The 20951-nt window shown below is 51.6% G+C and carries 20 protein-coding genes; 6 read left to right on the plus strand and 14 right to left on the minus strand.

Going from position 1 to position 20951, the window contains the following annotated elements; genetic code table 11:
- Positions 1-9: 9 nt before the first annotated feature.
- From Q0721_RS09095 to Q0721_RS09105, 3 genes are all read right to left on the minus strand, one after another.
- Positions 10-414, minus strand: coding sequence for a RidA family protein (locus tag Q0721_RS09095; RefSeq protein ID WP_299028604.1), 405 nt, complete (start codon positions 412-414; stop codon positions 10-12).
- Between the two features lie 100 nt (positions 415-514).
- Complete coding sequence (gene cydB / locus Q0721_RS09100) at positions 515-1531, minus strand: cytochrome d ubiquinol oxidase subunit II (protein ID WP_299028606.1); 1017 nt, start codon at positions 1529-1531, stop codon at positions 515-517.
- A gap of 17 nt (positions 1532-1548) precedes the next feature.
- The gene (locus Q0721_RS09105; RefSeq protein WP_299028609.1) at positions 1549-2934 is read right to left on the minus strand and encodes a cytochrome ubiquinol oxidase subunit I; all 1386 of its coding nucleotides are present in this window, start codon (positions 2932-2934) and stop codon (positions 1549-1551) included.
- 198 nt (positions 2935-3132) lie between these two features.
- Here Q0721_RS09105 and Q0721_RS09110 point away from each other — a divergent pair, with 198 nt between their 5' ends.
- Positions 3133-5547 carry a tetratricopeptide repeat protein gene (locus Q0721_RS09110; RefSeq protein ID WP_299028611.1) on the plus strand — a complete coding sequence of 805 codons (2415 nt, stop codon included), beginning with the start codon at positions 3133-3135 and terminating at the stop codon, positions 5545-5547.
- Between the two features lie 56 nt (positions 5548-5603).
- Here Q0721_RS09110 and Q0721_RS09115 read toward each other — a convergent pair whose 3' ends face one another.
- From Q0721_RS09115 to Q0721_RS09150, 8 genes are all read right to left on the minus strand, one after another.
- Positions 5604-6893 (minus strand): dihydrolipoamide acetyltransferase family protein, encoded by a 1290-nt coding sequence (locus Q0721_RS09115; protein ID WP_299028614.1) that lies wholly within the window; start codon positions 6891-6893, stop codon positions 5604-5606.
- Positions 6893-7864 (minus strand): alpha-ketoacid dehydrogenase subunit beta, encoded by a 972-nt coding sequence (locus tag Q0721_RS09120; RefSeq protein WP_299028617.1) that lies wholly within the window; start codon positions 7862-7864, stop codon positions 6893-6895. The genes Q0721_RS09115 and Q0721_RS09120 overlap by 1 nt, the downstream gene beginning before the upstream one ends.
- An 18-nt stretch (positions 7865-7882) precedes the next feature.
- Entirely contained in the window at positions 7883-8848 is a 966-nt protein-coding gene (pdhA, locus tag Q0721_RS09125) for a pyruvate dehydrogenase (acetyl-transferring) E1 component subunit alpha (RefSeq protein ID WP_299028620.1), read from the minus strand.
- Between the two features lie 127 nt (positions 8849-8975).
- A complete protein-coding gene (locus Q0721_RS09130; protein ID WP_299028622.1) occupies positions 8976-10574 on the minus strand; it encodes a hypothetical protein in 1599 nt (532 codons plus the stop codon).
- Positions 10575-10912: 338 nt separating this feature from the next.
- Entirely contained in the window at positions 10913-11623 is a 711-nt protein-coding gene (locus tag Q0721_RS09135) for a succinate dehydrogenase iron-sulfur subunit (RefSeq protein WP_299028625.1), read from the minus strand.
- A gap of 21 nt (positions 11624-11644) precedes the next feature.
- The gene (locus Q0721_RS09140) at positions 11645-13438 is read right to left on the minus strand and encodes an FAD-dependent oxidoreductase (RefSeq protein WP_299028628.1); all 1794 of its coding nucleotides are present in this window, start codon (positions 13436-13438) and stop codon (positions 11645-11647) included.
- Positions 13439-13455: 17 nt separating this feature from the next.
- A complete protein-coding gene (locus Q0721_RS09145) occupies positions 13456-13854 on the minus strand; it encodes a hypothetical protein (RefSeq protein WP_299028631.1) in 399 nt (132 codons plus the stop codon).
- A 9-nt stretch (positions 13855-13863) separates the two neighbouring features.
- Positions 13864-14283, minus strand: a complete 420-nt coding sequence (locus Q0721_RS09150) for a hypothetical protein (RefSeq protein WP_299028634.1) — start codon at positions 14281-14283, stop codon at positions 13864-13866.
- A 195-nt stretch (positions 14284-14478) separates the two neighbouring features.
- On the opposite strand from Q0721_RS09150, the gene Q0721_RS09155 reads away from it, so the two are divergent.
- The 4 genes from Q0721_RS09155 to Q0721_RS09170 all read left to right on the plus strand — a co-directional run bounded on the left by Q0721_RS09155 (position 14479) and on the right by Q0721_RS09170 (position 16186).
- On the plus strand, positions 14479-14670 hold the full coding sequence (locus tag Q0721_RS09155) for a hypothetical protein (protein ID WP_299028637.1): 192 nt from the start codon (positions 14479-14481) through the stop codon (positions 14668-14670).
- Positions 14671-15010: 340 nt separating this feature from the next.
- Complete coding sequence (locus Q0721_RS12385; RefSeq protein WP_366519208.1) at positions 15011-15115, plus strand: helix-turn-helix domain-containing protein; 105 nt, start codon at positions 15011-15013, stop codon at positions 15113-15115.
- A 202-nt stretch (positions 15116-15317) separates the two neighbouring features.
- Positions 15318-15512 carry a hypothetical protein gene (locus tag Q0721_RS09165; protein ID WP_299028642.1) on the plus strand — a complete coding sequence of 65 codons (195 nt, stop codon included), beginning with the start codon at positions 15318-15320 and terminating at the stop codon, positions 15510-15512.
- A gap of 269 nt (positions 15513-15781) precedes the next feature.
- Positions 15782-16186, plus strand: a complete 405-nt coding sequence (locus Q0721_RS09170; RefSeq protein ID WP_299028645.1) for a hypothetical protein — start codon at positions 15782-15784, stop codon at positions 16184-16186.
- 622 nt (positions 16187-16808) lie between these two features.
- Here the strand turns inward: Q0721_RS09170 and Q0721_RS09175 are convergent.
- From Q0721_RS09175 to Q0721_RS09185, 3 genes are all read right to left on the minus strand, one after another.
- Positions 16809-17624: a type II CAAX endopeptidase family protein gene (locus tag Q0721_RS09175; RefSeq protein WP_299028647.1), complete on the minus strand. Its 816-nt coding sequence runs from the start codon at positions 17622-17624 to the stop codon at positions 16809-16811.
- Between the two features lie 410 nt (positions 17625-18034).
- On the minus strand, positions 18035-18244 hold the full coding sequence (locus tag Q0721_RS09180; RefSeq protein ID WP_299028650.1) for a hypothetical protein: 210 nt from the start codon (positions 18242-18244) through the stop codon (positions 18035-18037).
- 66 nt (positions 18245-18310) lie between these two features.
- Positions 18311-18496, minus strand: a complete 186-nt coding sequence (locus Q0721_RS09185; protein ID WP_299028653.1) for a hypothetical protein — start codon at positions 18494-18496, stop codon at positions 18311-18313.
- A gap of 769 nt (positions 18497-19265) precedes the next feature.
- On the opposite strand from Q0721_RS09185, the gene Q0721_RS09190 reads away from it, so the two are divergent.
- On the plus strand, positions 19266-20951 hold a 1686-nt coding region (locus tag Q0721_RS09190; protein WP_299028656.1), incomplete at its 3' end, for a PQQ-binding-like beta-propeller repeat protein.

The following is a 20951-nucleotide window of genomic DNA, read 5'->3' on the forward strand; positions in this document are numbered from 1 at the left end:
TGCCTTCCATCACAAGGACTCATCCGGGAGCAAGGCAATCGCCTCAATTTCAACCGCCGCGCCACGCGGCAAGGCTGCAGCTTGAATAGCCGACCGTGCGGGAGGGTTTTGAACAAAAAATTCATTATAGACTTGATTCATGGTGGAAAATTCGCCCATATCACGCAAAAAGACCGTCGTTTTTACCACGGCCTCCAAGCTACTGCCTGCCGCTTCTAAAATGGCTTTAAGGTTACTTAGGGCTTGGCGGGTCTCGGCTGCAATCCCACCACTGACAAGATCACCCGTGGCGGGGTCCAGACCTAACTGGCCCGAAATAAAAAGAAAAGGACCTGCCTTGACGGCCATTGAATAAGGACCAATTGCCTTCGGCGCATTATTAGCCACAACGGGCTGTTTATTCCATGGACTCATGCTTCACCTCTCATTCTTGAAGTGCCTGCATAATTCTAAGCCCACGAAGGTAATTGGTAAAGGCTATCTACGAAACCCAACTCGGAATAAAAAACCCGATCTAATAGTGCAGTTCCTCTTGCCGGCCAGTAATACGCCGCCGAAAGACCCAGTAACTCCAAACCTGATAAACCAGCACAAAAGGCACCAAAATCAGTGCTACGATGGTCATTGTACGTAGCGTATTTATCCCCGAGGCACTGTTGTAAATGGTAAGGCTGAAATTGGGATCCAGGCTGGAGACCAGCACACGCGGATAAAGGGTCAGAAAAATGGTGCTAGCCGAGAGAACGACCGTCAGGGTGGTCATTGTGAACCCCCAACCTTCCTGCTTCTGATAGATAAACCACCCCGCCGCCATCAGCGAGAGCACAGCCCCGATGGGCACCGGCCCTGGATTAACCCCAAGACGTTGGTAGATATCCGTAAAAACGTAAGTGGAAACCGTAAATGCCAATAATGTCACAGTAGTCGGCCACCAAAGCCGCCGGGCCGCATGGCGAGCACGGCTCAGGATGGGCTCCCCTGTTTTGAGCCCCAGAAAGAGAGCCCCATGTAAAGTAAAACCTAAAAGGGAGACCAAACCTCCTAATAAGGCGTAGGGATTAAGAAGATCCCCAAAGTGACCAACATAGTATTTCATTTCATTAATTGGAACACCCCGCACAAAGTTAGCTAACGCTACTCCCCATAACAATGCTGGGATGAAACTGCCCACACAAATGGCCCAATCCCAGAAACGGCGCCAAACCGGATTTTCATCCTTGCTACGGAACTCCAGACCAATGCCACGGAAGATAAGCCCGATCAATAGCAGGAAAAAGGCAAGGTAAAAGCCGCTAAAGAGCGTGGCGTACCAAACTGGAAAAGCCGCAAACATTGCGCCACCTGCTGTAATCAGCCAGACTTCATTAGCATCCCAATGAGGGCCAATTGCATTGATGATCATCCGCCGTTCTGTATCTTTCTTACCCAGAAAAGGTAATAAGATTCCAACTCCCAAATCGAAACCATCCAGTACAAAGTAGCCAATAAACAGAACTGCGATCAACAGAAACCACAAGGTGTTCAAGTCCATGACAACCTCCTTGGTACTCACTCCCAGTAGGCCTGTTCTTCTAACGATCGAGTTGCCTGCACAGGTTCTGGTCCAACTTTAGCGTACTTCGCAAGCAGGTAGATATCAGCCAGCATCAGTATCCCGTAAACCAGGGTGAACCCAATTAGTGTTACCAACACCATCTCTCCGGTCAGATTGGGAGAGACCGCGTCCGCCGTACGAAGTTTCCCATAAACAACCCAGGGCTGACGCCCCATCTCGGTCAAAAGCCAGCCGCTAATGTTGGCCAAGTAGGGCAAGGCCATAGCCAACGGGTACACATTCAGAAACCTAAAGATCGGTTGGGTAATCTCGCGACGCATTACACGGAAGAGCGCATAGGCTGCCAGGAAAAACATGAGAAAGCCACTTCCAACCATAAGGCGGAATGACCAGTAAGTAACTGTAATATTCGGCACATAATTACCCGGTCCAAAGCGTGCCTGGTATTCGTTTTGCAGATCTATGACCCCCTTGACTTCTCCTTCTAAGCGATTGTATGCTAGCAAACTGAGTACCCTAGGGATGCGAATCGAAACAATTTCACGCATTGTAGCCTGATCCACAATGCTAAGAAGTGAGAACGAAGCCGGATTCTCGGAGTAAAGCAATGCCTCAGCCGAAGCTATCTTCATGGGTTGAAACTCCACCATCCGCTGGGCTTGGGTATGACCTATTAAGATCACCATAAAAATGGAAAGAGCACCAAACACAGTAGCAATTTGAAATGAGCGCCTGAAGATCTCCTCGTGGCGTCTACGCAACAGATGATATGCGCTGATCCCTAAAACAAAAAACGCGGCTGTGGTAAACCCCGAAAAAACAGTATGTGGGAACTGCCCCCACACATAGCGATTAGTCAACAGAGCACCAAAATCCTGCATCACCAAGCGGGAACCCTGCTCCGCATACCCAACCGGGGCTTGCATGAAAGAGTTAGCCACCAAGATCCAAAACGCAGAAAGATTTGAGGCAATTGCCACCAACCACATTGCTAGCGCATGCATGCCCTTCGAAAGTCGGTCCCAACCAAAAATCCACACCCCCAAAAAGGTGGACTCTACGAAAAAGGCTAATAGGGCCTCAATTGCCAACGGCGCACCAAAAACATCCCCAACGTAACGAGCATACTCAGACCAATTCATCCCAAATTGAAACTCTTGCACAATTCCGGTCACAACCCCCATAGCAAAGTTAATCACAAATAACTTTCCCCAGAATTTGGTCATGCGTAGATAAAGCTCATTACCAGTGCGCACATAAAACGTTTCCATGATAGCAACTAAAACTGAGAGCCCCAGGGTCAACGGAACAAAAAAGAAGTGATAAACTGAAGTGATCGCAAATTGCCATTGTGAAAGTAAAAGGGTCTGGGCATCCATGAGATCAACTCCTTATCGGTGAACTCAATTATTAAAGGATGTTCTTAAGTATTCATCCGAAAGGCAACTGAGGTTTGCTCCAGAATATACGCATATATTTGCCTTTTAGGGTTAATTTTACTCCTGGTATTCAGAACGAAAGCCGTTTTCCCAACCGCAGTTGACATAAAAGCCAACCTCAAGTATAAGGCAACTACCATGCATAAGCCACGTATCCTCCTTATCCCCTTTCTCTTGGTTTGGGTGGCACTGGCGTGCAATCTACCCCTGGACACCCTTCAATTCAGCCAGACCGTCTCCCCCGATATGCTCTCGCCCCAATCTGGCTTTCCTGTCGTAACCCCCTCACCCACGCTTACGCCAACCCCTAGCCCTACCACGCGTATTCGCAGCGCAGAAACCCTGATGCAACTTGGAGACTTTGCGGCTGCGCGCGAGGAATATCGCCGTGCGGCCCTTAGCACTACTGACTCGGACTTGCAAGCTGCAGCGCTCCTGGGAATAGGAAAAACCTATTTTCAGGAAAGCAATTTTGCCGAAGCCACTGATACCTTTCGCACCCTAATAGAAGAACACCCTCCATCCACAGTCACTGCTGAAGCCCATTTTTGGCTGGGTCGTGCCTATGACGCCCAGGGAGATTATCTTAAAGCGTCCGACGCCTATGCGCATTTTCTGAATTTGAAGCCAGGAATCCTGGATGATTTTGTCCAAACCTTGCGCGGCGATGCCCTAATGAACGCTGGCGATTACAAGGGTGCTATCCAGGCCTACCAGGCAGCCTTACAGGCCACGCAGGGAGACACCCTTTCGCTGCAAATCAAAATTGGCGAAGCCTATGCCGCGTCTAATGACTTTACCAATGCTCTAACCCAATTTTTGAGAGTGTATGAGTCCTCAACCAATGATTACATCAAGGCCCAAATGAACCTTCGTATCGGACAAATCTACCTCCAATTGGGGTATCCGGAACAAGCCTATGCGCGTTTCATGGATTCGGTCAATAACTTCCCACGCGCCTACGATTCCTACTCCGGCCTGGTGGCACTGGTAAATTCCGGTCAACCTGTTGACGAATTCCAACGCGGCCTTGTGGATTACTATGCAGGTCAATATGGTTATGCCATTGAAGCGTTCACCCGTTACATCAACACCAATCCTGACCATCCAGGTAAAGCCCATTTCTACCGCGCTCTCTCCTGGCGTGCCTTGGGAAACTACACTCAAACCGTTCGCGAATTGCAAGATCTGATCCAAACCCATCCTGACGATTCACTCTGGCCTAACGCTTGGCGCGAATTGGCCTACACTCAATGGGCCTATCTTGAAACCTACGATGCTGCTGCCAACACCCTTAAGACCTATCTACAACAAGCCCCGGCGGCTCCCGATGCGGTGGAAGTTCGTTTTGAGATCGCCCGCATTCTTGAACGAGGCGGTTACCTCACCGAAGCGGCTACTTGGTGGGAAAACTTGATCAACGATTATCCATCCTCCGACCTCAGCTACCGCGCGCTCTTTTTGGCAGGAATCGCTTACTATCGCGCTCAGAAGTACCCTCAAGCGCTCACTGCATTCCAGCGTTTCCTCGTCTTGGGGGATAACCCTACCGACCGTGCAGCGGCTTGGCTGTGGATTGGGAAATGTCACCTGGCAAATGGGAACTCAGAGGAAGCGCGTCAAGCCTGGCAAGAAGCCGCTTCGTTGGATCCCTTGGAGTATTATGGCATTCGGGCAAGGGAGCTACTGGATAATGCGCCGCCGTTCACCGGCCCTCTTAATTACGATCTTGGTTATGATCTCGATTTGGAACGTCCATTGGCCGAGGCATGGCTACGCGAAAGATTCAACATCTCCCCCGAGGAAGATCTCGCCGGTCCAGGCGCCCTAACCGCCAACCCGATTTTCCAGCGGGCTGACCTGCTCTGGCGCTTAGGGTATCCCATTAAAGCACGTGATTTATTTGAAGCGCTCCGCCAGTCCTTCGAAAACGATCCAGCCAACCTGTACCGCCTCATGAACTACACGTTGGATTTGGGTGCCTACCGCACGGCCATTTTTTCTGCCCGGCGCCTTCTGGATCTTGCAGGTCTGCCCCCCGTCCAAACCCTGGAAGCCCCTGCCTATTTCAATCACATCCGGTTTGGTCTGTATTACAAACCCATTGTTATGGAAGCAGCTGCCAGAGAGAATCTTCATCCCCTACTAATATTCAGCCTCATGCGACAGGAATCTTTCTTCGAAAGTTTCGTTCAGTCCTCGGCAGGCGCCTACGGGCTAATGCAACTGATGCCGGCCACTGCCAGCGATCTAGTCAACCGTTATGGCTGGCCCCCCAACTTTCAGGAACAGGATCTGCTCAATCCCACGATCAACATTCGACTGGGAGCCCGCTATCTGGCTTTGCAACGCGATTACTTCAACGGCAACTGGTATGCCGCTCTAGCCGCTTATAATGCAGGCCCTGGTAATGCCAAGATTTGGCTAGATCTTGCCGGTGGGGACCCCGATCTCTTCCTCGAGATCATTCGCTACCCGGAAACTCAAAACTATATTCGTCAAGTAGCCGAATTTTTAGAACTGTATACCCGCGTCTACGAGCGGCGACCTTAGCCAAAACTGGGCAAGAGTCTGTTGAACTCTTGCCCAGTTTTGCAGCGTTTTTGTTCTCAGAGCACTAATCGCAATGGATGTTCCAGAAATTCGGCTAACAATTGCATGAAACGGGCTGCCTCTGCTCCATCTGTGACACGGTGATCAGCGGAAAGGGTGGCCTTCATCCGCGTACCAATTCCCAAAACGCCATTCTGAACCACTGGCACTTCGCGGACGGCTCCAATGGCCAAAATGCCTGCCTCAGGGGGATTGATGATCGCTATAAAATGCTCAACGCCAAACATGCCAAGGTTGCTAATTGAGAAGGTGGACCCCTCAATATCCTCTGGACGTACCTTACCCAGACGGGCACGTGCGCTCATTTCCTTCATCTCCTGGGAAATGAGACGTAGAGGTTTCAAATCAGCGTCACGGCAGACAACCGTCATTAATCCATTCTCAAGAGCCACCGCCACCCCAATATTGACATGCCCATAACGCACAATTTCATTACCTACCAGCGCGGCATTCAGAGCTGGGAACTGGCGCAACGCGAGGGCTACTGCTTTGATGATGAAATCATTAACAGACAGTTTCTGATCTTCCGGTAATTCCGCATTCAAGGCCTTGCGCAGATCCATCAGTGCCCGCATGTCATACTCACGGGTGATGTAAAAGTGAGGCACCTGCTGCTTGGACTCGACCATACGGCGAGCGATGATACCACGCAAGCGGTCTACCGGCAAACGTTGATCTTCAGATACTTGTCCAACAGGTAGCCAAGACACTTCAGGCGGTTTAGATGGCGCTGCTTCGCCGGGCAGAGCACTTACTGGGGAGGGTACCGCTTCAGGTTGAGCAGCCAATACAGCCTCAACATCACGGCGTACAATTCGTCCTCCTGGACCTGTTCCCTGTATTTGACGAAGATCTAACTGGTGTTCGCGCGCAATTCGTCGCGCTAAAGGTGATGCCTTGACCCGTTCACCAGTAAGAGCACCCACTGTCTCGGGTTGAGGAAGGGTTGGCTCCATCTCCGCGGTCTGAGGAGGCTCTGGAGCGGGAACTTTTTTCTCCACGGCTTCAGCGGCTTTTTCACTCGGCAGGCTCTCCTCAAGCTTCTCTCCTGGCGCGCCAATGATGGCAATAGGCGTACCTACCGGCACCACAGTCCCGGCTTCGACCAGCAAGCGGTGCACGACACCACTATGCGTGGACTCAACTTCAACGGTCGCTTTATCCGTCTCAATTTCTGCCAGTATCTCCCCTTTCGTCACTGGTTCGCCTTCCGCTTTTAACCAGCGTACCAGAGTTCCCTCCGCCATGTCAAAACCCAATTTGGGCATTGTAACAATCTCTGCCATCAGAGCACCTCCCTCACAGCCTGAACCACATCCTTAACTTGGGGCAAAGCCATTTGCTCCAAGGTGCGATTATACGGCAGAGGCACCTCAACTTGGGCCACCCGTTTAACGGGAGCATCTAGGAAGTCAAACGCCTCTTCGTAAATTCGGGCAGCTACTTCTGCGCCTACCCCATAGGACTTCCAGCCCTCCTCCACAATAACCGCACGATTGGTCTTTTTAACCGACTCCAACACGGGCTTCATGTCCAATGGTCGCAACGTACGCAAATCCACCACTTCCACCTCAATGCCTTCGCGGGTTAGCTCTTCAGCCGCCTTGAGGGAAGTGTCTAGCATCTTGCTATAAGTCACGATGGTGACATCCCGGCCCTCACGTTGTACCTTTGATTGACCAATCGGGATGGTAAAGTCACCTTCAGGCACTTCCCCGCGTAACTGATAGAGTGTGGCGTGTTCGATAAAGAACACCGGATCGTCGCAGCGAATCGCTGCCTTAAGCAACCCCTTAGCGTCAGCAGGCGTTCCAGGGGCCACAACCTTAAGTCCAGGGAAATGCGCAAAAATGGCATCTGGGGTTTGGGAATGGGTTGCTCCCAATTGCCGCCCACCCCCACTAACCGTGCGGATCACTAAGGGAACGACCATCTGCCCACCGAACATGTAATGAAATTTAGCCGCCTCATTGACAATATGATCCATCGCCACAAAAGCAAAGTTGATGGTCATAATTTCAGCCACCGGGCGTAAACCCACTAAAGCCGCCCCAATGGCCGCACCCACAATGGCTGCTTCAGAAATCGGGGTGTCCCGCACACGATCCGGGCCAAAGTGGTCATAAAAACCACGGGTAACCGCATAGGTTCCTCCCCAAACTCCTACCTCTTCGCCCATAATGAAGACCTTGGGATCACGCTCCATTTCTTCCCATAAAGCCTGCGAAATGGCTTCACGCATTGTTATTCTAGCCATAACATCATCCCTTTCAACTCAGCAGGTTTCTGATACATAAACGTGTTTATAAAGGTCTTCGGGTGCCGGCTCCGGACTAGCCTCAGCAAAACGAACAGCTTCTTCCACCTCTTCCTCCGCTTCCCGAATCGTTTTTTGCAGTTCATCCTCGGTGGCTATACCTTGCGCCAGCAAGTAATTGTGGTAAACCCCAATGGGGTCATCCTGCTGCCACTTACGCACCTCATCTGACGTACGATAGCGCTCCGGATCGCCCATCGAATGGCCCCGGAAACGATAGGTAACGACCTCCAGAAATTGCGGCCCACTACCAGAACGGATTTCCTCGAGCATGCGGGCAGCCACTTCGCGTACTTTGATTACATCCATGCCATCTACCTGATCACGCTTCATGCCATAAGCATCCGCTTTCAACGCAATCTCCGGCACCGCCGAGGCACGCTCCACAGCTGTTCCCATCCCATATTTGTTATTTTCGCACACCCACAGCACTGGAAGGTTCCAAACCTTGGAAAGGTTTAGAGCTTCATGGAAAAAACCGATATTGGTCGCCCCATCACCAAACATACAAATGGTCACTGCTTTCTGATTCTGGTAAACATCCCCAAGGGCCAGTCCAGCAGCGATCGGTAAATGCGCACCTACAATAGCATGTCCCCCCCAGAAGTTCTTCGAAACATCCGCCAGGTGCATAGATCCGCCTTTCCCTTTTGAACACCCGGTCGCCTTCCCAAGCAACTCAGCCATCACTTCTTTAGCAGAGACCCCGCAATTGATGGCTACGCCGTGATCGCGGTAAGCCGTGATAACCCGGTCTTCAGGCCGTCGCACCGAAATAATGCCAGTGCTCACCGCCTCCTGACCAATATAAAGATGCAAAAATCCGCCTATTTTGCCTTGCTGGTAGAGCTCAGCAGCACGTTCCTCCAAACGGCGAATGACCACCATTTGGTAATAAAGATCCAGATACTCTTTTTTATCCATAACACAGATCCTCTCTGCATATATTCAAACCCCCGCAATTATATCAAAACCCGTTCTTGACGCGGGTTTTGATAAAATCACCTCTTCAGAGGAATTAGTGCCTAATCACTTTATCAAAAGCAAGGATTCACTCAGGATGTGTTGGGGCACTGCGGAAGTTCTCATCCAAGTTATATCCCCGCTGCCTCCAAAAATTTAACCGTCCCCAATACAACCCTAGGCCAGCCACCCATAGCAGGATTATCGCAAAACCCAGTTCGCGAGGAAGGCGCAGTTCTCGAGAAAAACCAACCGTTCCCCACAAGACACTCAAAGCAATGACGAGGCTCACTAACCCAACCAGAATCTTCCCCGCCAGGAATTTCACCCGTTGGAAAATCGAAACTGACTTTGCAATCTGATCGCGAAACCGCCATAAATACAAGATCAAGGCCAGCAATGGTGCCAAACTTGACACTGCCAGTGCGTAAGGATAATAAACCACCAATGCCATCCAGGCACCGTGCAACCCAGCTGTCATCCCCAATAAAGTCAGAAAGGCCGTTATAAACAAAGCCATTACCGGCACCTGCTGCCCTCGTCGCTGGTAACCCCAGCTTGATGGCACTAAACCATCCTTAGCCCAGCCAGCTATAATCTGGGCAACCGAGTAAAGGTAGGCTTGAAGCAGGTTGAGCAAAAGCACGCTCCATAGCAAAACAAAAAAGATTAACAACGTTAGTGAAGGGCGGGCAAGGAGAAGGTAGAAAACCGACCAGGGCAGGAAAAACTCAGCCTGTGCTGCCTGGTGCAAGTAGAGCCAGCTATGAGCCGCCAGGAGATTACCAGGAAGAGCATCTTGCAAAAAGGCAATGACCAGCCCCAATAGAACAATCAATACAAGCAAAGGCATTATGAGCCAGCCCAACGAGGAGCGTTTTACTCGTCCCCAATCAAGCGCAGACAATGCCACGAGGCCTCCCTGAAGGAACCACAGGCTCAACCCCATTCCCATTAAAAACGAGGACACCGGGCGTCGAGTCAAGATCAAACCAAAGGAGACTGCCAGGTTAACTTGACGTTCTACTACCCCACTCCCATATAAACTCTCGTAGGCACGAGCAAAATTGTCAGACGGAAGCAGCAGGAAAACCACTAGTAGGATACCCCATATAACAACCAGAAAAGCCCCCGCGCCGAGGAGGAACTTAACCCCGCGGGGAGCAAACAGGACAAGTAAGAACGCCAGGAAAATGCCGACGGTTCCCAATAGGGCTGCCATCTGAGAGGTTTGAAAGGCCTCAGCTAGGGAATCAAGCCCTAACTGAGGCAGTACCAGCGCACCCACTTGAAATAAACCGGGTAACCAAAAACGGAAAAAGGCAGCCACCATCCCCCCCGCAAACAAAGCAGAGGCAATCATTCCCACAAATGACCCCGCAAAACCCAATGACGGGCTAAAGAAGCGAGTCGCTATATAATAATCACTGCCCGGTGAGGCTATAATGCGAGCCATTGTACTATAAGCCAAAAGCCAGAATAAAGCCCCCACGAGAGCTCCTAAGAGCAATGCCAACCAGTTACCTGCTGGCCATTGACCAGGCACATAAGTGGTAAACCACCAGTCTGCACGCGTTACTCCAATTGCTGCCAACACAAGCCAACCACCTGTTACCCAGTTCCAGAAGGAACCCGAGGTTTCTGGTTGATCGTTCAGTTGTCTTCTTGTGCCGCGTTCGAGCGCCATGTTACCTCCGCTTTGGGGGTGCAAGATTCCGATCTTGTTACCACAAGGATTTCGCACTCATTATACTCAACACCTCTTTGCCTTTATTTAACAATCACTTTACAATATTCTTCCTTTCATCTGGCAGAGTCACGATCAGGTCCTCCGCCTTGACAATCGCCATTCAGTCAGCGCTTAACTCCTTTCTACTAGCGCTATGACCTGCGATCCACGTGTGGGCTCAACAAAAACGTGGAAATTTGGGGCTTGATTTTCAGTGCCGACTATGGTAAATTTAATTTGCCAGATGTCAGGGTGCCCCCCTCACCCTGGCATCTGGCTTATTTACCCCCTGTGATTCAGTCCAAGCGCCCAGTTTGAATAGCGCGCTTAACTTCAGCAATGGCCTGAGTAACCTTAATTTCGCGCGGACAGGCTTCTGTGCAGTTGAACGCCGTGCGACAGCGCCAAACTCCCATTTGTTGGTTGAGGATCTCTAGGCGCTGAGCCGCCGCGCGATCACGGCTATCAAAAATGAAACGATGGGCATTAACGATCGCGGCTGGTCCTACATAGTGCCCATCTGCCCAGAATGAAGGACACGAGGTTGTACAGGCAGCGCAGAGAATGCACTTGGTCGTGTCATCAAACCGTTCACGCTCTGCTGGCGATTGCAGACGCTCCCTTCCATCCTCTGGGAGTGGTTCATCATTAATCAAGTAGGGCAACACCGAGCGATAATGCTCAAAAAAAGGCTCCATATCAACAATCAAATCTTTGAGAACCCGTAGGCCTAAAAGGGGCTCGACCGTGATCTCGTTGGTCTCAAAGTTCTTAACTAGGGCTTTGCAAGCCAACATATTCCGCCCATTGATCCGCATGGCATCTGAACCACATATACCGTGCCCACATGAACGGCGAAAAGAGAGGGTGCCGTCAATATCCCCTCGAATATACTCCAGCAGGTCAAGCACGCGATCCATGGGCTCGGCTTCTACCGTGAACACGTCATAGCGTGGCCTTCGATCAATTTCAGGGTTGAAGCGGAATACTCGCACGCGGACTTCCATGGCTTTCTCTCCTCAAAGGGATCAATAAACTCGCTCTTTAGGGGTATACTGAGTGATTACCACCGGCTTATAGTCCAAATGGACACGATCGCCATCTAACCATGCCAGAGTATGTTTGAGCCAGTTTTCATCATCACGCTTGGGATAGTCTTCACGCGCATGTGCGCCTCGGCTTTCTTTCCGCTCAAGCGCCGAAACAGCGGTGACCAAAGCAAGATCAAGCAAATTTCCTAGTTCCCAAGTGTTAAGTAATTCGGTATTAAACGCCCGCCCACTATCGCTCACACGAACGTGGCGAAAACGCTCACGCAACTCCTTGATTTTCTCAACCGCTTCCTGTAGCCCTTCTTCGGTTCGAAACACTCCCACCTTATCAAACATCAGATGCCGCAATTCGCGTCCAATCTGAGACGCTTTTTCGCGCCCGTCACCATGACGCAAGGCCTCAATTTGCTGCCGCGTGAAGTCCGTCGGGTCCTCCGGCAGGGGTTGAAAATCCACCCCATTAGCATATTCGGCCGCTTTGATCCCTGCATACTTACCAAAGACCACCAAGTCTACGAGGGAATTAGTCCCCAAGCGATTAGCCCCATGAACAGACACACAGGCACACTCACCCGCTGCATACAAACCGGGCAAAACAGTATTCCGTGAGTCGATAACGACCTCAGCGTATTTATTGGTGGGAATGCCCCCCATAGCGTAATGCGCCGTCGGCTGGATCGGGATCAGATCCTTGACCGGATCCACCCCCAAGTAAGTACGGCAAAAATCGGTAATATCCGGGATCTTCGCTAGGATCTCCTCTGCTGTTACGCGGTAAGGCGATCCATCCGGACGGGTACGGCCATCTTTTTCAGCATAGTAATTTACCGTCTCAGGGCGAACATCGAGATAAAGGTAATTCTTGCCATTAACACCACGCCCCTCCTTGATTTCAAGGTAGATCGCCCGACTAACAACATCGCGCGAAGCCAGATCCTTGATACGAGGGGCATAGCGTTCCATGAAACGCTCTCCCTGACCATTGATGAGCACACCGCCCTCGCCACGCACTGCCTCGGTAATCAGGATGCCCAATTTATAAATGCCTGTGGGATGAAACTGGAAGAACTCCATATCTTCAGCCGGTATGCCCCGGCGCAGAGTCACCGCCACTCCATCACCGGTATAAGCATACGCATTAGAGGTCACCTCCCACATGCGACCGTGTCCGCCAGTAGCAAAAACCACGGCCTTACTATGGAAAACATGAAGGTCACCCGTTGCAAGTTCTACAGCCACAACACCCGCAACTGCACCATTTTGAAGCAGCAGGTCCATCACTTGAAACTCATCAAAAAAGCGAATTCCATTTTTGATACACTGTTGATACAAAGTTTGAAGAATCATGTGCCCGGTGCGGTCGGCAGCGTAGCACGAACGTCGGACCGGCTTACCTGTCATATTGTTTGTATGTCCCCCAAAGAAACGCTGGTCAATCCGGCCTTGTGGAGTGCGCGAGAAAGGCAATCCCATGTGCTCCAGATCATAAACGGCTTGAATGGCCTCCCGGCACATAAACTCAATGGCATCTTGATCCCCCAAATAATCGCTGCCTTTTACCGTATCAAAAGCATGCCATTCCCAATGGTCTTCTTCCAGGTTACCTAATGCTGCACCAATTCCTCCCTGTGCTGTGCCTGTATGCGAACGGGTGGGATAGAGTTTACTGATCACTGCCGTACGCGCTCGCTTGGAAGCGTACAATGCGGCCATCAGGCCAGCGCCGCCTCCCCCAACAACGATAACATCATACGTATGGGTGTGAACCATACTACTACCTCCCTTGCCTAGGATAAAGGAAAAGCCCGATTTACCCCAGCTATCAGCGCCGTCCCCCCTATCAGGGTGATAATCAGCCAGAACAGGAAAAGCAACCAGTTCATGACCTTACGCGCCCGCTCACCGTGAATGAAATCATTTAGCACCTGACGTAGGCCATTTACCCCGTGAGCAAAGGCAAAACCTAACAGCAGGGTATCATAAACGCGCCAGAACAGACTGGCCCAGCGCATTGCCACATAATCCAGATCAATGCGATGCACGCCCACAATTACATCCTGTAAGATCATGTGTCCCCACACCAAGGGAATCATCGCAAATGCGCTATAGCGCATCCATTTCCAGGCAATGGTCTCGTAATTCGGCCTAACCCGCACGCGTCGCACGGTTTGAGATACAGATGCCATAATTGCCTCCTAACCTCCGAACAGACCATAGTTATGGATGAGAAGGTTGCGCAACATCCAAAACGCAGAGGGCAACCACAACACCAGAGCAATAACCAGCGTCCAACGCACAGACCGGCGCTGACTTTCAATGTGCCAACCCTGCGGCTTGAAGAGGTCTAGATAAGCAATACGCAAACCATTCACTCCATGGTAAAACACACAAAATACTAAGAAAATTTCCCCAACACCAAAGAGAGTCGAGCGGTAAATCTCAATTGCCTTCATAAACAGGACGGGGTTGAAGTAAACGAAAGCAATGTCAATGATATGGATAGTGAGGAACAGTACGACGCCCAGACCGGTTATGCGATGAAGCAGGAAGCTCCAGTGACCCTCACGACCGCGGTAGGTGACATAACCCGCCAGAGTGGTTTTAAGTTCAGACATATAGACCTCCAAATAAGATTGTCTGGGATGGGCCATGCACTAAGATTTTAGCATGAGAGCCGCGAAAGCAAACTCACAAATTTGGGTGAATTTTGGTAATTTGCCCTTCTGAGCGTATTCTCCTTAGAGCGACCCTTCGTTCTCTCTTCCCAGAATTATAAAAATCTTGACCTCTCGGTAACGTAGATGGTCAAATTGAACGATCCTTCAGACGCCTTGCCCAGGGCTCAAACCCAGAACCTAGCAATGAATTATTTGCAATATACCACCATGCTCGCCTATCGCCCCAAGCAACTTTGCCTTTCTTTGGCCGAATATAAACGCATTCATCATCAAGCGCACTGGAAACGCTCCTTGCGCAGTCTGATGGCCGAGATCAAGAAATAACCGCAGCGGGCGGGAGAACTTTTTCAAACCTATCTGCCCCTGTTATGACCACCAGCTGACCAGTATTGAAGCGCTCCTGTTTGTTGGCAGTGAGCGAAAAGACAAGCTCTTGCCCTCCCTTTCCTCTTTACTTTCCTGTATGTCTCAGAAAATGCCGTAGCGAGGTTCGTTTTTTAGTTCAATGCTAACTTTTGGCGAAACTACCGATCGTTAAGAAATCTCCACATTCCTCTGTTGACATTTTGTGTTCCCAATGTTATTGCCTTAATTGGGCATAAAAAACGTTTTCTAAAAAACCATGCCCCTCAAAAACTTTGCCATCGTCAATCTCCCAGCACGGATGCGCATTTTTCAGGCGCTTGATGCCGAAGAACTTTCGATTAACCAACTCGCCAAGCGCTTGCCCGATATTCCCCGACCCTCGCTCTACCGGCATATTCACTAGATGGTGGAAGCGGGCGTCATCTAAGTCACACACTTGGTCAACGGCATTGAGGAACGATTCTGTTCGGCGGTAATCGATTTGATTGACCCGGCAGATGTGAACCAACTCGGCGGGCTGGAGCAATTTGCCAGCCATATGCAACTATACGGCAGTGGCATGGTGCAAGAACTGACACGGCACATCCTATCGGGCCAACCACCATATGCCCGAAACATTTGCCACCCGTGACCATTCGTTTTACGCTGCTGAGCAGGAGTTCATCCAAGTGCGCGAGGCGATCTTTCAAATGCTGAAAGACCTGGAAGCCGTTCCCCCCGCGCCCGGACGCAGGAAATACCGCCTATTCATCATGGGGCGCATCCTAAAGATCTATGGGAAGAAGAGGAATAATGGTTGAAATAGGCAATTGGGCAACATATATCGGTATGAGGCAACGCCTATAGCTCTAATCAAGAGGCTGTATAGAAGTGGATTACAAACAACCGCCTATACTATTTAGCCAGACAAGGGCAACGGCTCACCCCTTGGTGGGGCATGTTTGCATTGGCAAGCCTGATGCTGCTCGTCTCATCATTTGTTGGCGCGCCCGTGGCGCTGATCCAGATGTTGCTGAGCGGTTTTTCCGAATCAGGGATGATTCAGCCCTCCTGGCTGACCAGGCTGTTGATGAGCTTGGAGCTGGTCACATCGTTCAGCGTGCTGATATTGCTCGTCTGGCTGTGGGTACGGTTTTATGAGAAACGCCCGTTCGCCACGCTAGGATTTGAGCGGTGCGGCGCACTGTGGACATATAGGCGCGGTCTGCTGATTGGGGCGCTGACGTTTAGCACAGCAGTCGGGCTGATGGCGCTGTTTGGCTACGTGGCCCCCGAAGCAGGCGAGCCGGCACGGGCGGGGCTGGCGGCGCCGGGTGGCGTGCTGCTCGCTCTTTTGCCCGGCTGGTTCATTCAGGGCGCAGCGGAAGAAGTGTTGACACGCGGCTGGATGCTGCCAGCCACATCGGAGCGTGTTACCATCCCTGGCTCGGCATTCTGCTTTCTTCGTTCTTTTTTGCCATCATGCATGGCATGAACCCCACAAAATAATAAAAGCTTCTTGTTTTCACAATCCCACATCCTTCCAACTTTTGACCCAGGTTTTATTGCCATCCGTCCCGATGATAGATATTTTTGCGGAGCGCACAGGATAAGCAATTGTCCGCTAATTTCCCAAAGCGCTGCTTCGTGCAAAGCATCAAATACTCCAATGGCTCTATCCAGCAAAGGAAGCGCTTCTGTAACGACAGAAAATGACCATGTGCCTAAGGTAACTGCATTGATGAATGTTTGTATAAAAACACGAGATAGCCAGTGGGAAGGCAATCCTGTTCCGGATTTTTCCTTGATGAAAATGCGTTACCCAACAGAGTCATCGCCACAGAAGTTGATTGAATACAAAAATCTGAAGAGTGGAAACAAGTAAATGAGTAGATGTATCCTAATTCTGAGCAGGGTATCTACCACGAAGCAAGCCTTCAGGAAGGAGAAAATAGCCGAACACCATAATGGCAACAAAACAGCCATAAATAGAACATGAGCTCGGCCATTCTTATAAAAAATCTTTCTGATGTCAGATTCTTTCTAAAATAACTGAACATTCTAAAGGCTGCATTTAGTTAGATTGACAAGAGTTTAGGCAGTAGGTCAAGACAGTGCTATTCTTTTTTCGGATGTATTGCTGTACCCAACACCTGTTTCTCTCGTGGCGAGAGCGTCTCCGGCCCGTAGCGGCGGACACTTAGGACAAAGGCCAGGATGACCGCCACTGTAATCGCCGCGGCAACTGCGCCCTCGCTGTCTGCCACAGCGGCATTGTAGGTGCCGTGCCACAGGATGGTGGCCAGCACGCTACCGCCGGTGCTGTTGTAGAGCCAGGTGAGCACCATTGCTCCAGCGACAATCCCCACCACAAAGGCCAGCACAGAAAAGAGCGAGAGTTCGTAGTTATAGAAAAACGCCGGAGCGTGCCAGCCAGCCCACAGCAGCCCCAGGATGAACGAGGCATCCCGCGCGCTGTAGCGTGCCTGCAAACGCGGCAGAGCAAAGCCGCGCCAGCCGGTCTCTTCGCCCAGCCCGGAAATGAGAATCCATGCCAGCCAGCCAGCCGCCCAGTTCAGGCCGGGCAGTTCCGCCACCCGACCAAATCCAGTCACCGCCTGCCAGGTCCCCGTCACCAAGCGCATGACTAGCACGACCACGCCAAACACCGCTAGCGGACTCAAGGCCGCCGTCAGCCAGATCCAGCCAATGCGCCAGTGCGTTAGCCTGCCGAACAGTTCGCGCAACCCTGCCAAACCGCCCATCCAGGCGGTTAAGATGAAGGCTGCCAGCAGCGGCCCATAACCCGCCGCTAGGTGCAGCCAGTGAGGGACTCCGCTCAGCAAGCCCTGCCCCTGTAGTGCTAACGGAACGTAGGCGCACCAACTCAGAAAATAGGCCAGTACAAAATAAAAAACAAGTATGCGACTCATTTTTCCCTTTCACCGGGTTTAATGGTCAATCCATGTGCTTTGTTTGACCGGCAGGCAGCAAGCGGGCAATGGCGGTCAGACCGATGCAAGCCAACAAAATGAGAAAGGATAACTGCGTCTCCAGCCCAATCAATAGATAGTCTATGACACCGTGAACCAGGCCTACAAGCACGATATTGCGCGTCTGGTCTGAACAAACAAGTAAGCAAATTCCATTATAAACGGCCTTTCCTGGACATACAACTCCCACTAGCAATTCTCAATATGCCCAAGCGGGGAGCGCCTGTGGCGAGACGGCCATTGGTTTGAAATGAGTCAAAGCAGTCAACCAGACGACTGGCAAATCGTCAGGCAGCGGGACAGCGCCGCTCATTGGTCTTCAAGACATTATGGTTCTCGTTTTCGACTTTTCAGCGTGCCCGTCCATCTCGCACGATCGCTTCGAGGGTGGTATCTGTAACTTCAAAATCGGTGGCGAAGGCATTCTTGTAGAGTTGTTTTCCCGTATCTTCGCGGGTGATGGTCACTTCGCACCCGTTCACGACCAGGGCATCTGCTTCCCCGGCCAATGGAAGTTGATTGGCATGGCGATAGGTGGAGATTTCCGCATATTTCCCCACCCAACGCCTAACGACCTTGCAGCCTAGTACCTCATTGGCTGCCAGGAAGGCTATCGTCTGGTACAGTTACAGGTGTGAACCGGGCTTGCACACCAAGATGAAGTGGTAGTGTTGGTCTTTCAGCGCTCGACAAAACGGCTTGCGGCTGAACAAATCGCTGCCCAGAATGGTGACGCCTCGCTTGGCGTAGAAATCGCCCCACTTTTCTACCCACCGTTTTGGCCGCTTGGGTTTCACCGTTCTGTTTGTCATGCCCATCCTGTGGAACAATGAACTCAGGTTCCAGCGAAATCACCGTCTCATTTCCTGGCTGGACCATCACAGGGGTGAAGACGCTGTGAAAGTAGTTCGTTTTTCCATTGCTCAGTTCGCGATGGTTGCAATGCTCACACTGGATCGCCTTGGATGAGAAGTATTCCATCCCATCGATCGCTACCAACCACTGATTAACAAATGAGCGGCTGCTTTTTCAAAACGTCGCTTCCTTCCAATGCCAGAAAGAGGTCCCAATAAACCGGTTGCACATACGCTGAGCTGACAGGATCCAATAAGTTCCGAATTGGGTTGTCGCTGGGTAACTCATTCAAGACGAAAGAGGGTTTCGGCGTTACAACGTCCTTTGCGCAATTTTATATCGCGTTGATGCGCCAAGAACGATAGGCTTTGCGTGAAAAATACCGAAAAAGCGCTCATCCCTACGTTGGCTATCTCATAGACGTTGTTTTTTCCCGGTGCGGATGTCTGGAAAGCCTGCACAGGCTTGCTCCAATTGTTTGATCAGGCGTGGTAATTTTAATTCGCTGAGCATAATGCCTATCAGGTTATCACTTTTGCAGGCTCTTGGCCAGTCCTTGCTCCTACCCTTTTTTCATATTGACAATTGCCGAGCTCCCACTCAGGCTTTATTTCAAGTGAGTTAGCCTTACAAAAACGTAAATAAAATCCCATACTTTGCTACTGTATAATATTTTCAGTCAGAATTGTCCAAATTGTACGTTTGGGGCAGGAAAGGAGTTAAGCCATGCCCACCCGCAGATTGCCTTTGTTTATTGTCTCTTCCACGATCTTGTGCATTGCGTTATTCTTATCTGTTCTTCCTCGACCTGGTCAGGCCTTCATGCTGCCAATTAGTGGAACACCACTTTTTCTGCCATTGATTGCCAAAGAGAGCGGGGCCAGTGAATGGAGTCAACACGCGCATGACGCCATGCACACCAGTTACACTGCTCAAACTGTCCCCCCACCGTGGCGTTTGCGCTGGATTTGGAACGGGGTTGACGCCAGCGGCGGAATCGCCAAGGTCACCCAAAACGGGAGTTTGCCACGCAATGTGCAGCCGGTCACCGGCGGCGGCAGGGTGTACATCGCCGCCGGGGCTGACGGCGTGTATGCCCTCAGCGAATCCACCGGTCAGACCATCTGGCAGCGCGGCGGAATCGGCGATGTGCGTTCTACCGTCGCTTACGACTTCACTACCCAGGCGGTCTTTGTCGTCTCGTCCAACGGAAGACTGTACAAATTACGCGCCAGCGATGGAGTGATTCTGGGCTCCTTCAACTCGAACCGCGCAAGCACGCTGCCGCTGCCGCCGGCGGTCCTCAGCGACCGGGTTTTATTCGCCATGGGCAATGCGGTGTTCGCCGTTGACAAACAAACCCTGCAGCGCCTCTGGACCTACAACGCCGAAAGCGGCGTGACCGTTGCCGTGCCGCCGGCTTACTCTCCTTCACGGAACGTAGTGATTGTCGCCACCGAGCCGGATTTGTACGTTCACGCCATCAACAATCAAGACGGCAGCCGCAAGTGGAAGGTGAGGCCGGTTCATTCCAGCCGCAACTTCATCGACCCCACCGAGTACCGCTACGGCTGGCCGGTTATCGCCGACGGCGCCGGCTACGTGCTGGTCAAGGTGCGCTTGCCCTGGAGCCTCATGTGGACACCCTGGCCGCAGATCAATCGCGATATACGCCAGTTCTTGACCAACAATCCGGGGCAACAGGCGCTCTTCGTGCTGGACCTGGACGACGGCAGCGTGCCCTACATCGCCAACGTCGCCCACGGGGGTTACGGTGACAACGACTATCTGCCGATGGGGCCGCAGCCGGTGGTCAAGCGGCTACCGAACGGAAAAGAGGTGGTCTATATCATCGTCCGCGCCACCCATGCCTACCCCCCTGAATGGAATTGGGACTCCCACTTTGGCGAGATGGTGCTAGATGATAGCACGGTGAGCGGCCTGCAGGGCGGTGACGTGCGCTTCATCGCCTACGACTGGCCGCCCAACCCTGAAGTCGTGCCTTTCCTCCCCACTGACGAACAACCCAATGTCTCCATGGCCGGCGATTATTTATTTGGCGGGCACTGGGAGGCCGGCTTTGCCATGCGCATCCTAGACCGCTCCGACGCGCGCGGCAGTCTTGCCAACCGGATCACCTCGCAGCGCCTCTCCACTGTGGTCACCTCGCAGGATGACATCAACGCGTGTGCCTTCAGCGCTTCGCACTACTGCGCCAGTGGGCTATATAACACGCGGCCCTACGATTTTGGCTTCTACATCTACTATAACCAAGGCGCGGTGTACGACCGCTACTGGAGCGAATACGCCGTCTGGGTGGTCAGCAACGACAACCTTTATTTCCGCAGCGCCGACGGCGCAATCCTTGCCCTGACCCACGGCAGCCCGCAAACGACCGCTTTTCAGGCGCAA

This window comes from uncultured Thermanaerothrix sp. (assembly GCF_938028735.1).
Taxonomy (GTDB): Bacteria; Chloroflexota; Anaerolineae; order Anaerolineales; family Anaerolineaceae; genus Thermanaerothrix.

Coding starts and splice junctions, on each gene's coding strand:
- Q0721_RS09095 (WP_299028604.1), bottom strand. CDS start 414: ATGAGTCCATGGAATAAACAGCCCGTTGTGGCTAATAATGCGCCGAAG.
- Q0721_RS09110 (WP_299028611.1), top strand. CDS start 3,133: ATGCATAAGCCACGTATCCTCCTTATCCCCTTTCTCTTGGTTTGGGTG.
- cydB (WP_299028606.1), bottom strand. CDS start 1,531: ATGGACTTGAACACCTTGTGGTTTCTGTTGATCGCAGTTCTGTTTATT.
- Q0721_RS09165 (WP_299028642.1), top strand. CDS start 15,318: ATGCCCGAAACATTTGCCACCCGTGACCATTCGTTTTACGCTGCTGAG.
- Q0721_RS09120 (WP_299028617.1), bottom strand. CDS start 7,864: ATGGCTAGAATAACAATGCGTGAAGCCATTTCGCAGGCTTTATGGGAA.
- Q0721_RS09130 (WP_299028622.1), bottom strand. CDS start 10,574: ATGGCGCTCGAACGCGGCACAAGAAGACAACTGAACGATCAACCAGAA.
- Q0721_RS09105 (WP_299028609.1), bottom strand. CDS start 2,934: ATGGATGCCCAGACCCTTTTACTTTCACAATGGCAATTTGCGATCACT.
- Q0721_RS12385 (WP_366519208.1), top strand. CDS start 15,011: ATGCGCATTTTTCAGGCGCTTGATGCCGAAGAACTTTCGATTAACCAA.
- Q0721_RS09170 (WP_299028645.1), top strand. CDS start 15,782: ATGAGCTTGGAGCTGGTCACATCGTTCAGCGTGCTGATATTGCTCGTC.
- Q0721_RS09140 (WP_299028628.1), bottom strand. CDS start 13,438: ATGGTTCACACCCATACGTATGATGTTATCGTTGTTGGGGGAGGCGGC.
- Q0721_RS09175 (WP_299028647.1), bottom strand. CDS start 17,624: ATGAGTCGCATACTTGTTTTTTATTTTGTACTGGCCTATTTTCTGAGT.
- Q0721_RS09135 (WP_299028625.1), bottom strand. CDS start 11,623: ATGGAAGTCCGCGTGCGAGTATTCCGCTTCAACCCTGAAATTGATCGA.
- Q0721_RS09115 (WP_299028614.1), bottom strand. CDS start 6,893: ATGGCAGAGATTGTTACAATGCCCAAATTGGGTTTTGACATGGCGGAG.
- pdhA (WP_299028620.1), bottom strand. CDS start 8,848: ATGGATAAAAAAGAGTATCTGGATCTTTATTACCAAATGGTGGTCATT.
- Q0721_RS09145 (WP_299028631.1), bottom strand. CDS start 13,854: ATGGCATCTGTATCTCAAACCGTGCGACGCGTGCGGGTTAGGCCGAAT.
- Q0721_RS09185 (WP_299028653.1), bottom strand. CDS start 18,496: ATGACAAACAGAACGGTGAAACCCAAGCGGCCAAAACGGTGGGTAGAA.
- Q0721_RS09150 (WP_299028634.1), bottom strand. CDS start 14,283: ATGTCTGAACTTAAAACCACTCTGGCGGGTTATGTCACCTACCGCGGT.